The following is a 14,083-nucleotide window of genomic DNA, read 5'->3' as shown; positions in this document are numbered from 1 at the left end:
GATGAACGCACCGACGAAGCTCCGGATGGACGCGGACGAGTTCATCGCCTGGGCGGTGAACCTTCCGAAGGGCGAGCGCTACGAGCTCGTTGCCGGCGAGGTCGTGCCGATGGCGGCGGAACGGGCGGGGCACTTCCGGACCAAGCAGCGGGCATGGCTCGCGCTGAACGACGCGATGCGAGAATCGAGTGTCTCAGGGGAGGTACTCGGCGACGGCATCGCCGTCAGGATCGATGGGCGAACGGTCTACGAGCCGGATTGTCTCGTCCGCCTTGGGCCTCTTGTCGATGACGAGACGGTCGAGATCTCGGATCCGACCATCGTCGTCGAAGTTACCTCGCCTTCGACCTATCGGCTCGACAGCGGCGCCAAGCTCCAGGACTATCTCCGCCTGGAGAGCGTCAGGCACTACCTGATCCTCGACGGGCGCTCCGGCACCGTCACGCATCACGCCCGCCGGGCTGACGGCGGCATCCAGACCAGCTTCATGCGCGAGGGCGTGCTGCGCCTCGAGCCGCCGGGCCTCACACTGCCGGTCGCGCGCTTCTTCTCGGACCGGGGCTGATCAGCCCGCCCGGGCGCGCCCGATCTCCGCGAGGACGATCTTCGCCGCCCGCTCGGACGGCGTCTCGACCGCATTCGCCTCCATGATCGTGTCGAGGCGGCCGAAGGCGTCCACCTGCGCCCGGCGCTCGGCCGTGTCCGACAGCAGCGGCAGGAGGGCGGCGGCGAGCTTCTCCGGCGTGCAGTCCCATTGCACGCGCTCGGGCACCACGTTCTCGCCCAGGATGAGGTTGGCGAGCACGATCGAGGGCACCTTGATGAGGTGCTTGAGCTGCTCCTCGACCTTCGAGACCTTGTAGGCGACGACCATTGGGACGCCGGAGAGCGCGAGTTCCAGCGTCACGGTACCGGAAGCCGCGAGCGCGGCATTCGCCCGTCGGAAGGCGGCGCGTTTCGCCTCGTCACCCTCCACCAGGATCGGCTGCACGGCCCATCCGGCGGCCCGGGCCCGGATCTCGTCCCTGAGATGCGGAACGGCAGGCAGGATGACCTCCAGCCGCCGCGGCGTCGATCGCGCGACGATCTCGAGCGCCTGCCCGAACGGCTCCATCAGGCGCGATATCTCGGATCGCCGGCTGCCCGGCAGCACGAGCAGGGTCAGGGGCTCGGCAGCGAGGGGCGCGCGCTCGCCCTCGGCGGGCCGCAATTTGGCAAGCTGCTCGACCAGCGGGTGGCCGACATAGGTGCAGGGAGGTCCTCCGAGCCGGAGATGCGCGGCGGGCTCGAAGGGCTTCAGCGCCAGCACGTGGTCGATATAGGCCCGCATCCGCGGTGCCCGTCCCGGCCGCCACGCCCAGACGCTCGGGCTGACATAGTTCACGATCGGCAGGTTGGGCAGCCTGCGCCGCACCCGGCGGGCGACCGCGTGGGTGAATTCCGGGCTGTCGATGACGACGAGGACGTCCGGGCTCGCCTCGACGACGGCATCCACCACCTGGAGGCCGCGCCGGTAGATCGCGGGCAGCCGCGCAAGCACCGCCGTGATCCCCATCACGGCGACCTCGGAGAGCGGAAACAGGCTCTGGAGCCCCTCGCCCTCCATGGCGCGCCCGCCGACCCCCGCGAAGGCCACGCCGTCCAGGCGCTGCTTGAGCGCCCGCATCAGGCCCGCACCGAGCTGGTCCCCCGATTCCTCGCCCGCGATCAGGAAGACCTTCGCCTGCGCCATCAGCCTGGATACTCGATGCCGAGAAGAAACAGGCCGAGCCGGTCGGCCTCGCTCCGGGTGGTCTGCGCATCGAGCACGACCGTATGCCGGGCCGCGACCGCGATGCCGCGGAGCCCGGCCCGGGCCGCGTTCCGCACCGTGCGGGGCCCGATGGCGGGGAGATCCACGCGCAGGTCCTGTCCCTGCTTCGGGGCCTTCACGAGCACGCCGCCCCGCTCGGGACGACGCCAGGGTGCTGCCCTGCGCAGCCCCCGCACGCGGGCGAGCATCCCGTCCGTCCCCTCCGGCCCCTCGACCGCGATGACGCGGCGGCCGGCCACCACGGCGGCCTGCCCCATGTCGAAGGACGAAAGGGAGCGGAGGAGCTCGATCGCGGTCGCGATCGACTGCTGCCCCGTCTCGTCCGGAGCGTGGGCGCCGTACTGGCCGGCTCCCGCGAGGAGTTCGGGCGCGAGTTCACGGAGCCCGAGGACCGGGAAACCCTTCTCCTCGATCAGACCGATCGCCGCGCGCAGCAGGTTGTCGTCGCCCCGGCCGAGGATGTCGCGCAGCTCGCCCCGGCTGCGGAAGGCCGAATAGGCGTCCAGCAGGATCCGGGCGTCGGGCCGCCGCAGGCCGCCCGCCAGGGTCACGCAGGCGGGACGAAGCCTCTCCAGCCAGGAGAGCGTCGCCGCCGCGTCCAGCAGGCCGCCGACGAGGTCGGCCCGCGCCCGCACGGCACGGGAGGCAAAGCCGCGGAAGGCCAGTATCCGGGCCTCCCGGCCGGAAGCCGAGAGGCTGTTCGCCAGGAGCAGCGGAAGCTCGCCCGATCCGGCAAGGATCGCCACTGGGCCGGCACTTCCCTCCCCGGCCATCACGGCCGAACGGGGACCGCCTCGCGAGGCGTGCACAGCGCACGGTCGCCGCCGCCGCGGATGAAGTCGAGGATCTCGTGCACGGTCGGATGGAGCGAGAATTCCTCGGCCACGTCGTCGACCCGCTCGGCCAATGTGCCCTCGTCGGCGAAGAGGAGGCGGTAGGCGCGCCGGAGATCGTGGATCTGCTCGCGCGAGAAGCCGCGGCGGCGCAGGCCCACGATGTTGAGGCCGGCGAGGTAGGCGCGGTTGCCGAGCACCATCCCGTAGGGGATCACGTCGTTCTCGACGCCGGAGAGCCCGCCCACGAAGGCGTGCGGCCCGATGCGGACGAACTGGTGGATGCCCGCGCCGCCGCCGATGATCGCGTAGTCGCCGATCTTGCAGTGCCCGGCGAGCATGACGTTGTTCGTCAGGATCACGTTGTTGCCGACCCGGCAATCATGCGCGACGTGCGAATGGGCCAGGAAGAAGCAGCCGTTCCCGACGGTGGTCGAGCCGGTCCCGTTCGGCGTGCCCGGATTCATCGTCACGCCTTCGCGAATGATGCAATCGGAACCGATGGAGAGCGTCGTCGGCTCGCCCTTGTAGCGCAGGTCCTGCGGCGCATGGCCGATGGACGCGAAGGGATAGATGCGCGTGCGCGCGCCGATGGACGTGTGCCCCGACAGGACGACGTGGCTCACCAGCTCCACGCCGTCCGCGAGCTCAACGTCCGGACCGACCATGCAATAGGGGCCGATCCTCACATCGTCGCCGATCCGGGCGCCCGGATCGACGATCGCGGCCGGGTGGATCGTGCCTTGGAATGTCATTCGCTCACCAGCATGGCGCTCACCTCGGCCTCCGCCGCCAGCACGCCATCAACCTTCGCCTCGCCCCGGAACCACCACATGTTCCGACGGCTCTTCAGCTTCGTCATGTGGAAGTGGAGGACGTCGCCCGGCTCCACCGGACGGCGGAACTTGGCGTTGTCTATCGTCATGAAGAAGACTTTGCTCGGCGGCTTCTTGTCCGCGAGCTGCGACCAAACGCACAAGGCGCCGGCCGTCTGTGCCATGCCCTCGATGATCAGCACCCCGGGAAAGACGGGCTTGCCGGGGAAATGGCCCTGGAACTGAGGCTCGTTGAAGCTGACGTTCTTGATCCCGATGCAGGATTCGTCGCCCCGCATCTCGATGATCCGGTCCACGAGGAGGAACGGGTAGCGGTGCGGCAGCAGGTCCAGCAGCTTCACGATATCGGCGCTGCCGAGCGTTTTCCCCGCATCTTCCGTCATCGTCACGTCCCCGCCGGTCTCGGTCCCATCAAGCAGCGTCGTCATTGTCGCCCTCTTTGGTGCTTGCGGGCCTGGATGCAAGCCTTTTGAGCGTGTGCACCTCCCGGAACCAATCCCGGACGGGCTTCGCCGGCGATCCGCCCCAGCGCACCCCCGCCGGAACGTCGGCCACGACGTTGGAGGAGGCCGCGATCTGCGTCCCCTCGCCGATACGGACATGGCCGACCACGCCGACCTGTCCCCCGAGGACGACGTAGTCGTCGAGGCGCGCCGATCCCGAGATCCCCGTCTGCGCGACGATGATGCAATGGCGGCCGATCACGACATTGTGGGCGATCTGCACGAGATTATCGATCTTCGTGCCCTCGCCGATGATCGTGTCGCGGGTCGCGCCGCGGTCGACGGTGGTGTTCGCGCCGATCTCCACGTCGTCCTGGATGATCACGCGCCCGACCTGCGGCACCTTCCGGTGACGTCCTTCGGAGAAGGAGAAGCCGAACCCGTCCTGCCCGATCCGCGCGCCGGCATGGATGATGACGCGATTGCCCACCAGGGCATGCAGGACGCTGGCGCCCGGGCCGATGGAACAGTCGCGGCCGATCCGCGAGCCCGCGCCGATCACGGCGGCGGCGCCGATCACCGACCCCCGTCCGATCTCCGCGCCGGGCCCCACGACAGCACCGGGGTCGATCACGACCTCGGGCTCGAGACGCGCGGTCGGGTGGACGAAGCTGCCGGGCGTGACGCCGGCCGAGCGGAAGACGGATCTCGGCCGCATGGCCGAGGGGTGGAGATGCGCGAGCACGTTCGCGTAGGCGCGGTAGGGCGCCGGGACGATGAACGCGTAGGTGCCGGGAGGAACAGCCTGCGCGAAGCGCTTGGAGACGAGGCAGGCACCCGCGCGCGTCAGGCGGAGCGCCTCAACGTAGCGGGGGTTGTCCATGTAGGCGAGGTCGGACGGGCCGGCTTCCTCGAGCGAGGCGACGGCCCGGAGCTGGAGCTCCGGCGCGTCGGCCGGGAGCGCTACGCCTGCCAGATGCGCGACATCGCCGAGCGAGAGACTCGCTTCGGGCGGGAAAAAGACTGGTTCGGACATGATGATGCCGGCCGCCAGAGGCGGCCGGCGATACTCTCTCAGATGAGGCGGATCAGAAGCGGGTGCCGCCGGAGAAACGGAAGGCCTGCGTCTGGTCCTGCCCAACCCGCACTGGTCCGAGCGTCGGATAGTTCACGATCACGCCTTCGTCCTTGGACAGGGCATAGGCGTAGTCGAACCGGATCGGGCCAAGCGGCGAGTTCCAGAGGATCGAGGCGCCGATCGAGGACCGCAGCACGATCCGGTCGCGGACGTTCACGCATTCCGGCTGAATGGTCGGGTTGCCGCAGCTGATCGTGCCGTCACGGGTGACGTCGAAGCCGCGGGGTCCCCGGTAGCCGAACAGCGTACCGGCATCGGCGAAGACCGCACCCTTGATCCCGAGATCACGCGGAATGAGCGGGATCGGGAACTGAGCCTCGAGGGTACCGCCGATATAGGTGGTGCCGCCGAGCGCGTTCTGGCTCGAATCCGGGGTTGAGATGTCGCGCGGACCGATACCCGAGGGAGCGAAGCCGCGGACCAGTGTCGGGCCGAGGAAGAAGTGGTCCACGAGGCGGAGGTCGCCGCCGAAGGTGGCGAGCCCGTTCGAGGAGCGGTTGCTGCCGGTCGACTCGATGTGGCCGCCCTGGATCTTCACGAGGCCGATGATGTCCTCGTAGAGCTCCTTGTAGTAGCGGGCCTCGCCGGTGACGCGGAAGAAGTTCGAGTCGCCACCCAGGCCGGCGATCTCCGGCTTGGCCTCGGCATAGAGGCCGTTACGCGGGTTCCGCAGGTCGTTCACCGTGTTGTAGGCGAGCGTCAGGCCGGCGAGCGAGGTCAGGGTCGAGCCCTGGGACTCCTTCACCGCGATCGAGGCCTCGCCGTCGAAGGCGCAGGACGGATAGGCGGACGTGCCATCCGGATTCAGCAGCGTGTAGCCGGGGATCGGAACCGAGCAGTCGTTGTACGGCCGCCGGATGGTGTTCGGCACCTTCAGGTTCTGCTCGTAAAGCGAGTAGCGCAGCGTGACGCCGGACTCTTCCGTGAGCGGCAGGCCGATGCGGATCTGACCGCCGGTCGTCCGGTTCTCGTAGCGCGAGTACTGGGTCTGGTCCGAGTACTTCGAGAAGAGGTCGAAGCCGGCCGCGAAGCGGTAGCCGAGGAAGTACGGCTCCGTGAAGCTGAAGTCGACGCCGTTCGAGCGCTGGCCGAGCTGGCCGGCAAGGCGGACGAACTGGCCACGGCCGAGGAAGTTCGACTCGGAGATCGCGACCTCGCCGATGGCGCCGTCGGAGGTCGAGTAGCCGCCCGAGATCGAGAAGGCGCCGGTGGGCTGATCCTCGACGTCGATGTTGACGACCACGCGGTCGGCCGCGCTGCCCGGCTCGGTCGAGACACGGACCTTCTTGAAGTAGCCGAGGCCGTTCAGGCGACGCTCGGCGCGGTCCATCAGCACCTTGTTGAAGGGGTCGCCTTCACCGATGTCGAGCTCGCGACGGATGACGTAGTCGCGGGTGCGGGTGTTGCCGCGGACATTGATGCGCTCGATGTAGACGCGCGGGCCCTCCTCCACGACGAAGCCGATATCGACCGTGTGGGTGGCGGGGTTCCGGGCGCCGGTCGGGCGCACGATCACGAAGGGCTGGCCACGACGGACCGCCGCGTTCGTCATGTTGTTGAGGGTCTTCTCGACGTCCTCGGCGCTGTAGACGTCGCCGACGCGCGGCTCGATCTCGTCCTTGAGGATCGTCGGGTCGACCTGCGACACGCGGCTGTCGAAGCCGACCGAGCCGACGCGGTACTGCTGGCCCTCGCTCACCGTGAAGGTGATGACATAGCCTTCCTTCTGGTCGTCGTAACGGGCGTCCGTCGAGACAAAGTGGAAGTCGGCATAGCCGTTCTTGAGGTAGTGGCGGCGGATGATCTCCGCGTCGAGGGCGATCTTGTCCGGATCGTAGACGTCGTTCGACTTCAGGAACGACAGGAGGTTCATCTCCGTCGTGTTCATCAGCTCGCGCAGGCGGCGCGAGGAGAACGCTTCGTTGCCGACGAAGTTGATCTCGACGACGCCGGTCTTGCCGCCCTCCTCGACCGTGAACACCACGTCGATGCGGCCATTCGGAAGATCGACGGTGCGGGCCGAGACCTTGGCGGCCGCGCGGCCGACCCGGGCATAGAGCTCGCGCAGGCGGGCGACGTCCGCGTCGACGGTCGCCTGGTTGAACGGGCGCCGCGCCTTCGTCTGGAGTTCGTTCTCGATCGCGTCGCGCTGGAAGCGCTTGCTGCCCTCGATCACGACACGGTTGACCGTGGTGTTCTCGCGGACGTTGACGATGATCCGGTTGCCCTGGCGGGACAGGCGCACATCCGAGAACATGCCGGTCTGCAGCATGTTGCGGCGCGCCTCCTCGAGGGAGCCCGACCCGGTCACGTAGGACCGCACGGTCTCCGCATCGACCCGGCCGTTGCCCTGGACGACGATCTCCTGCGCAAGGGCGACACCGCCCCCGCTAAGCAGGGCCACTGCGAGGACCGCAGCGGCTAGGCTCGCCGACTTGAACCGTCGGACCGTCTTCATCAGCATCATCAACTGCCCGTCTCGCTCTTGCTTCTCTCGAAGCGAGGCCCATTTCGGCGGCTTATCTCACGCAGCCGCGAGAAATCCGCTTCTAACGGGTGCCCCGAACCAAGGACACCCGGTTAAGCTTAACGTTGGCTCATTCTCAGCGCGCGTTGCGTCCGTGTCACGTCCCACGGCCGGCAAATGATGCGCCAAGGTGAACAATGTCATTCCAAGTGGCGAAGAGCATGAGCATCACCACGATGGCAAGCCCGATCCTGAACCCGATCTCCTGCGCCCTGTCGCTCAAGGGGCGGCCACGCACAGCCTCGACCGCGTAGAAGAGCAGATGGCCGCCATCGAGGAGCGGAATCGGGAATAGATTGATGAGACCGATCGAAACCGAGAGAATCGCGACCAGGGAGATCAGGGGGCTCACCCCGCCCAGCGAGGCCACCTCGCCCGAGACCCGCATGATGCCGATCGGCCCCGAGAGCTGCTGCGCCGATTCGCGTCCGCTGATCAGCTTCCCGAGGTAGTTGAACGTGCGGTCGACCACGCTCCAGGTCTCGTAGACGCCGAGCGACAGCGACTCGAGCGGTCCGTAGCGCACGAAGCGAACATCCGCCGGATCGCGCGAGCCCTGGATGCCGAGCAGGCCCATCCGCTGCTTGCCGAATCCCGGAACCTCGACCTCGCGAACGGTCGGGGTCGCCTGGAGGTTCAGGCGGCGCCCGTCGCGCTCCACGATGATCTCGAGCGTGTCGCCGGCGCTCGTCGAGACGAGCCGCTGCATGTCGGCGAAGCTCGCGATCGACCGCCCGTCGATCGAGACCACGAGGTCGTCGGGACGCAGGCCGGCGATCTCCGCTGCGCTGCCGGGCTGGACGGCCTCGATCCGCGGGGCGAGAACCTGCCGCCCGCCGAAATAGGCCAGCCCCGCGAAGACCAGGATGGCGAGGATGAAGTTCGCCGCCGGCCCAGCGGCCACGATGGCGGCCCGCTTCGGCAGCGACTTGGTCTGGAAGCTCATGGCGCGCTCGGCCGCGGACATCCGGGCGACCGCCGCATCGTCCGGCACGCTGGCGGCGTTCATGTCGCCCACGAACTTCACGTAGCCGCCGAGCGGAATTGCCGAGATCTTCCAGCGGGTGCCGTGGCGATCGTCCCAGCCGAAGAGCTCCCGCCCGAACCCGATCGAGAAGGCTTTCACGCCGACGCCGCAGCGCCGGCCGACCCAGAAGTGCCCGTATTCGTGGACGAACACGACGATCGTCAGCACGAACAGGAACGCGACGGGGTAGACCAGCAGTGAGCCCGCCTTGCCCAGCGCTGCTGCGAGGAATTCCATTCCCGTCTCCTTACAGCCGCGAGGCGGCCGATCGTGTCACACGCGGCAGAAGTCCCGCCGCGACCCGCCGTGCTTCGCTGTCGAGAGCGAGCGCCTCCTCGACCGTCGCAGGCTCCGCTCTGCCTGCGCCCGCGAGGGCCGCACAGGTCTCTTCCACTACCCTGGGGATGTCCGGAAAGCTGGCGCGACCCGCGAGGAAAGCCTCGACCGCGATCTCGTTCGCACCGTTCAGCACTGCCGGCATGCCGCCTCCAGCGGAAAGCGCCGCCTTCGCCAGCCGCAGGCACGGGAAGCGTGCCTCGTCGGGAGGCTCAAAGGTAAACCCGCCGATAGCGGCAAGATCGAGACGCGGCACCGACATCGGAAGGCGGCGCTCTGTCGCGAGGCAGTTCGCGATCGGGATCTTCATGTCCGGATTGGCGAGGCCGGCCGTCACCGCCCCGTCGCGCCAATGGACGAGGCCGTGGATGATGGATTGCGGGTGCACCACGACGTCGAGCTGGTCGGCGCTCAGGCCGAACAGATGGTGCGCCTCTATCAGCTCGAGCCCCTTGTTCATCAGGCTCGCCGAGTCGACGTTGATCTTGGCGCCCATCGAATAGGTCGGGTGCTTGGCCGTCTGGGCCGGCGTCGCCGCGCCGATCCGGTCGGCATCCCAGGTCCGGAACGGTCCCCCCGAGGCGGTGAGCGTCATCGTGACGACGTCCTCCGGATGGCCGGAGGCGAGGGCCTGGGCGAGCGCGTTGTGCTCCGAATCCATGGGGAGGATGACCGCGCCGGTCGCCGCCGCATCGCGCATGAAGGCCGTGCCGGCGCAGACGAGGCTCTCCTTGTTGGCGAGCCCGATGCGCCGCCCGGCCTTGAGGGCGGCATGCGTCGGTGCGAGGCCCGCGACGCCCGAGATCGCCGCGACGATCGTCTCCGCCTCGCGCTCCACGGCCTCGGTCACGGCCGAGGGCCCCGCCCCGGAGGCTATCCCCGTGCCGGCCAGGGCCTCCCGGAGGGGCTTCTGCTTGGAGGCGTCCGACAGGGCGACGAACTCCGCCCCGAGCCGCCGGGCCATCTCGGCGAGGCCGCGAACGTCGCTCCCGGCCACGAGGGCGGATACCCTGAAGCCGTCCGGATGCTGCGCCAGCACGTCGGCGGTGGACTTGCCGATGGAGCCCGTCGCGCCGAGGATCGTGATACGGTGTGTCAAACTTCTCTCCTCAGCGCGCCAGGCGTGAGCCTGCGAGCGCGACGCCGCAGAGAAGCGCGACCGCCGCAAAACCATCGAGCCGGTCCATGACGCCGCCATGGCCGGGAATGAGCTGTCCGGAATCCTTCGCCCCGAAATGCCGCTTCAGGGCGGATTCGCCGAGATCGCCGATCTGGCTGGCGACCGAGGCGATCGCGGAAGCCACGACGACCCAGGCGAGCCCGAAAGGCAGTTCCGTGCCGAAGGAGCGGCCGAGTTGGACCACGAGGACGCCGACGAGGATCGCCCCCGCGAGCCCCCCGAGAAAGCCCGACCAGGTCTTCTTCGGGCTGACGCGTGGCGCGAGCTTCGGCCCGCCGAGCGCCCGCCCGGTGAAATAGGCGGCCACGTCCGTCGTCCAGACGACGCCGAACATCCAGAGGATGCCGATGGCGCCGAGTTCCGGCCGGTCGCGGATGATCACGGGAACGAGCGCGACCAGGGCGGCATAGCCGAACCCGGCGAGCGCCCATCCGCGATCGCGGCCCCGATCGGCGGCGATCAGGAGCCCCGCGCAGGCGAGGACCAGGACGGCGAGTTCGGCCGACCAGCCCGTATCGAGCTTGTAGGCCACCACGAGCCCCGCGAGACCGGCCGCGCACAAGGCGGCCAGGGTGGTCCGCGGCTCCGCCCGCGTGATCGTGATCCACTCGAACGCCATCGCGATGCCCGCCGCGAGCCAGAGCGCGGCGAAGACGAAGCCGCCGAGCCACGTCGCCGCGAGGGCCACGGCCGCGAGGACGAGGCCGGAGAGGACCCGCAGGCGCAATTCGCTGCGACCGGGAGCCGATCCCGGATGACGGCCCTGCTGGCCGGGTTCCGCCATGTCAGAGGGCCTTGCCGCTCCGCCCGCCGAAGCGGCGGTCGCGGCCGCGGAACTCGTCCAGGGCCTGGTGGAGGGTATGCTCGTCGAAATCGGGCCAGAGGTCGGGCAGGAAGACGAATTCCGAATACGCGGTCTGCCAGGGCAGGAAGTTCGAGATCCGCATCTCCCCGGAGGTGCGGATCACGAGATCCGGGTCGGGGATGCCGCGCGTGTCCAGGCAGGCCGAGATCGTGTCCATCCCGATCGCCTCGGGGTCGAGCTCGCCGGCCTGGACCTTCCGGGCGATCTGGCGCATCGCCTCGACGATCTCCTGCCGGCCGCCGTAGTTGAACGCCACGATCAGGTTCAGGCCCGTGTTCCGCCGCGTCACCTCCTCCGCCTCGTCGAGGAGCAGGCGGATATCATCCGCCAGGCCGCCGCGCTGCCCGATCACCGTGACGCGCACGTTGTTCGCATGGAGCTGGGCGAGGTCCACCCGGATGAACCGCTTCAGCAGGCCGAAGAGGTCGGCGACCTCGTCTGCCGGCCGGCGCCAGTTCTCGGCCGAGAAGCCGTAGACTGTGAGGTGCTCGATGCCGACCGCGGCCGCCGCCCGCACAGCGCGACGCACCGCCTCGACGCCGCGGCGGTGTCCTTCGAGCCTGGGGAGGCCGCGCTTGGCGGCCCAGCGCCCGTTGCCATCCATGATGATGGCGACGTGGCGCGGCACCGGACCGAGCTGGGGCTCCGTGGCAGCGAGGCTCAGTACGGTGGATTCGGATGGCATGCTGGGTCCTGCTCGCCGAACTCGCGAAACTTAGACCTGCATGATTTCCTTTTCTTTAGCGGCCACGACACCGTCGATCTCCGAGATGGTCTGGTCGGTCGCCTTCTGGACCTGGTCGGCCTGGCGCTTCCCGTCATCCTCGCTGATGTCGCCGTCCTTCTCCATCTTCTTCAGCGCGTCGAGGCCGTCGCGGCGCACGTGGCGGACCGCGATGCGGGCCTCCTCGGCGTATTTATGCGCGACCTTCACCATCTCCTTGCGGCGCTGCTCGTTCATCTCGGGGATGCGCAGGCGGATCACCTGCCCTTCCGTCTGTGGATTGAGGCCGAGGTCGGACTGGCGGATCGCCTTCTCGACGGCAGCGACCATGCCGCGGTCCCAGACCTGGATCGACAGGAGGCGCGGCTCGGGAACGCTGACGGTGGCGACCTGGGCCATCGACATCGTGGCGCCGTAGGCCTCAACCTGGATCGGCTCGACCAGGCTGGGGGTGGCGCGGCCCGTGCGCAGGCTCCCGAGATCGTGTTTCAGCGAGTTGATGGCGCCCTGCATGCGGCGCTTGAGATCGCTGACGTCAAAGGTCGTGGCGGCCATGGAAGCAGTTCTCTTTTGAATTCTAAGCGATTACGCGCGGCGCCCGCGCGCATCAAGGGGCGACGACGGTGGAGGCGGCCTCCCTATTCAGGATGGCCCTGACGGAGCTCGGCGAATGGACCGAGCCGACGATCACCGTAAGCCGGGACTCGCGTGCAAGCGCAAAGGCGGCGGTGTCCATCACCTTGAGGTCGCGCTGGATCGCCTCGTCGTGGGTAAGTCTGTCGTAGCGCTTGGCATCGGGATCCGTCTTCGGGTCGCTCGAATAGACCCCGTCGACCTGGGTCGCCTTCAGCACGGCCTCGCAGCGCAGCTCGGCGGCCCTCAGCACCGCCGCGGTGTCGGTGGTGAAGAAGGGGTTGCCCGTGCCGCCGGCCAGCACCACCACCTGGCCCCGGTCGAGATAGTGGAGCGCGGGCTGGCGGGCATAGGTCTCGCAGATGGTCGGCATGGAGACGGCCGACATCGTCCTGGCCGAGACGCCCGCCGCGTTCAGCGCGGTCTCGAGCGCGAGCGAGTTCATCACGGTCGCCATCATGCCCATGGAATCAGCCGTCGGCCGGTCGATCCACCCGGCCTGGCTCATCCGGGCACCCCGCATGATGTTGCCGCCGCCGATGACGATCGCGAGTTCGATTCCCGTCTCGACCGTCGCCGCGACGTCGGCGGCGAGCTCGGCGAGCGTCTGGGGATGGAGCCAATACCCATCGGGGGCGGCCAGGGCCTCCCCGGAAAGCTTCACGAGAACGCGCCGATACGGCCTTACCACAGATCCCAACTCCCAAACCCGAACGACGGCGCAGACACTAGTGCCGACATGAAAAGGGCGACCCTGAGGCCGCCCTGATCAATCAAGCCGCGGCGCCCTCGCCGTCCGGCTTCTTTCCGATTCCCGATTGCGCCGCCACCTCGGCCGCGAAATCGCTCTCTTCCTTCTCGATGCCCTCGCCGAGCGCGAAGCGGACGAAGCCCGTCAGCTCGACGGGCTTGCCGACCTTGGAGGAGGCCTCCTTCAGCATCTGCGCGACGGACTTGGAAGGCTCGTACACGAAGGCCTGATCCAGGAGAGTGTTCTCCTTGTAGTAGCTCTTCAGGCCGCTCTCGATGATCTTGGCGAGCACGTTGTCCGGCTTGCCGGCGTTCTTCTCGCGCAGGATCGCGCTCTCGCGCTCCACGACGGCGGCATCGACGCCCGAGGCATCGACCGCAACCGGGTTCATGGCCGCGATATGCGCCGCGATCTGGCGGCCGAGCGTCGAGAGCTCGCCGACATCGCCAGCCGATTCGAGCGCGACAATCACGCCGATCTTGCCGAGGCCTTCCGAGACCTGGTTGTGGACGTAGGTCGCAACCACACCCTCGTTCACCTCCAGCTTGGCGACCCGGCGGATCGTCATGTTCTCGCCGATGGTGGCGACGAGCTCCTGGATCTTGTCCTTCAGCGTCGTCGTCGAGCCCGGCATGTGAGCGGCCTCGAGCGCCTCGACCGTCGGGGCGGTCATGAGCGCGACCTTGGTCGCTTCGCGGACGAAGGCCTGGAACGCGTCGTTGCGGGCGACGAAGTCCGTCTCCGAGTTGATCTCGACCATCGCCGCAGAGCGGCCGGGGCTCTCGACGCCTACGAGGCCCTCGGCGGCCGTCCGGCCGGCCTTCTTGGCAGCCTTGGCGAGACCCTTCTTGCGCAGCCAGTCGACGGCGGCTTCGATGTCGCCCTGGGTTTCGTTGAGGGCGGCCTTGCAGTCCATCATGCCTGCGCCGGTCTTCTCGCGCAGGTCCTTCACCATTGCGGCGGTGACGGTCGCCATT

The 14,083-nt window shown here is 68.5% G+C and carries 14 protein-coding genes; 1 reads left to right on the top strand and 13 read right to left on the bottom strand.

All coding sequences use genetic code 11. The features are described 5' to 3' along the window. Window position 1 precedes the first annotated feature (1 nt). Window positions 2–565, top strand: a complete 564-nt coding sequence (locus ACO2SS_RS00190; RefSeq protein WP_423275546.1) for a Uma2 family endonuclease — start codon at window positions 2–4, stop codon at window positions 563–565. Here the strand turns inward: ACO2SS_RS00190 and lpxB are convergent, their stop codons facing one another. The 13 genes from lpxB to tsf all read right to left on the bottom strand — a co-directional run bounded on the left by lpxB (window position 566) and on the right by tsf (window position 14,082). Next, the gene (gene lpxB / locus ACO2SS_RS00185; protein ID WP_423275545.1) at window positions 566–1,732 is read right to left on the bottom strand and encodes a lipid-A-disaccharide synthase; all 1,167 of its coding nucleotides are present in this window, start codon (window positions 1,730–1,732) and stop codon (window positions 566–568) included. Continuing rightward, a complete protein-coding gene (locus ACO2SS_RS00180; RefSeq protein ID WP_423275544.1) occupies window positions 1,732–2,586 on the bottom strand; it encodes an LpxI family protein in 855 nt (284 codons plus the stop codon). The genes lpxB and ACO2SS_RS00180 overlap by 1 nt, the downstream gene beginning before the upstream one ends. Next, a complete protein-coding gene (gene lpxA / locus ACO2SS_RS00175) occupies window positions 2,586–3,401 on the bottom strand; it encodes an acyl-ACP--UDP-N-acetylglucosamine O-acyltransferase (protein ID WP_423275543.1) in 816 nt (271 codons plus the stop codon). Before lpxA ends, ACO2SS_RS00180 begins: the two co-directional genes overlap by 1 nt. Further along, window positions 3,398–3,865: a 3-hydroxyacyl-ACP dehydratase FabZ gene (fabZ, locus tag ACO2SS_RS00170; protein ID WP_423276201.1), complete on the bottom strand. Its 468-nt coding sequence runs from the start codon at window positions 3,863–3,865 to the stop codon at window positions 3,398–3,400. Before fabZ ends, lpxA begins: the two co-directional genes overlap by 4 nt. Window positions 3,866–3,893: 28 nt before the next feature. Beyond that, on the bottom strand, window positions 3,894–4,961 hold the full coding sequence (gene lpxD / locus ACO2SS_RS00165; protein WP_423275542.1) for a UDP-3-O-(3-hydroxymyristoyl)glucosamine N-acyltransferase: 1,068 nt from the start codon (window positions 4,959–4,961) through the stop codon (window positions 3,894–3,896). Window positions 4,962–5,013: 52 nt separating this feature from the next. Next, the gene (gene bamA / locus ACO2SS_RS00160; RefSeq protein WP_423275541.1) at window positions 5,014–7,530 is read right to left on the bottom strand and encodes an outer membrane protein assembly factor BamA; all 2,517 of its coding nucleotides are present in this window, start codon (window positions 7,528–7,530) and stop codon (window positions 5,014–5,016) included. A 157-nt stretch (window positions 7,531–7,687) separates the two neighbouring features. Next, on the bottom strand, window positions 7,688–8,854 hold the full coding sequence (gene rseP, locus ACO2SS_RS00155; protein WP_423275540.1) for an RIP metalloprotease RseP: 1,167 nt from the start codon (window positions 8,852–8,854) through the stop codon (window positions 7,688–7,690). A 10-nt stretch (window positions 8,855–8,864) separates the two neighbouring features. Then, window positions 8,865–10,052, bottom strand: coding sequence for a 1-deoxy-D-xylulose-5-phosphate reductoisomerase (gene dxr, locus ACO2SS_RS00150; RefSeq protein WP_423275539.1), 1,188 nt, complete (start codon window positions 10,050–10,052; stop codon window positions 8,865–8,867). Between the two features lie 10 nt (window positions 10,053–10,062). Next, window positions 10,063–10,917: a phosphatidate cytidylyltransferase gene (locus ACO2SS_RS00145; RefSeq protein ID WP_423275538.1), complete on the bottom strand. Its 855-nt coding sequence runs from the start codon at window positions 10,915–10,917 to the stop codon at window positions 10,063–10,065. Between the two features lies 1 nt (window position 10,918). Continuing rightward, window positions 10,919–11,683, bottom strand: coding sequence for an isoprenyl transferase (locus tag ACO2SS_RS00140; RefSeq protein WP_423275537.1), 765 nt, complete (start codon window positions 11,681–11,683; stop codon window positions 10,919–10,921). Between the two features lie 30 nt (window positions 11,684–11,713). After that, entirely contained in the window at window positions 11,714–12,277 is a 564-nt protein-coding gene (frr, locus tag ACO2SS_RS00135) for a ribosome recycling factor (RefSeq protein ID WP_423275536.1), read from the bottom strand. A gap of 52 nt (window positions 12,278–12,329) precedes the next feature. Beyond that, entirely contained in the window at window positions 12,330–13,055 is a 726-nt protein-coding gene (gene pyrH, locus ACO2SS_RS00130; protein ID WP_423275535.1) for a UMP kinase, read from the bottom strand. Between the two features lie 73 nt (window positions 13,056–13,128). After that, complete coding sequence (tsf, locus tag ACO2SS_RS00125; protein WP_423275534.1) at window positions 13,129–14,082, bottom strand: translation elongation factor Ts; 954 nt, start codon at window positions 14,080–14,082, stop codon at window positions 13,129–13,131. Between the last annotated feature and the right edge of the window lies 1 nt (window position 14,083).

This window comes from Enterovirga sp. CN4-39 (assembly GCF_049446235.1).
Taxonomy (GTDB): domain Bacteria; phylum Pseudomonadota; class Alphaproteobacteria; order Rhizobiales; family Beijerinckiaceae; genus Enterovirga.
This window is presented reverse-complemented; position numbering and strand designations above follow the sequence as displayed.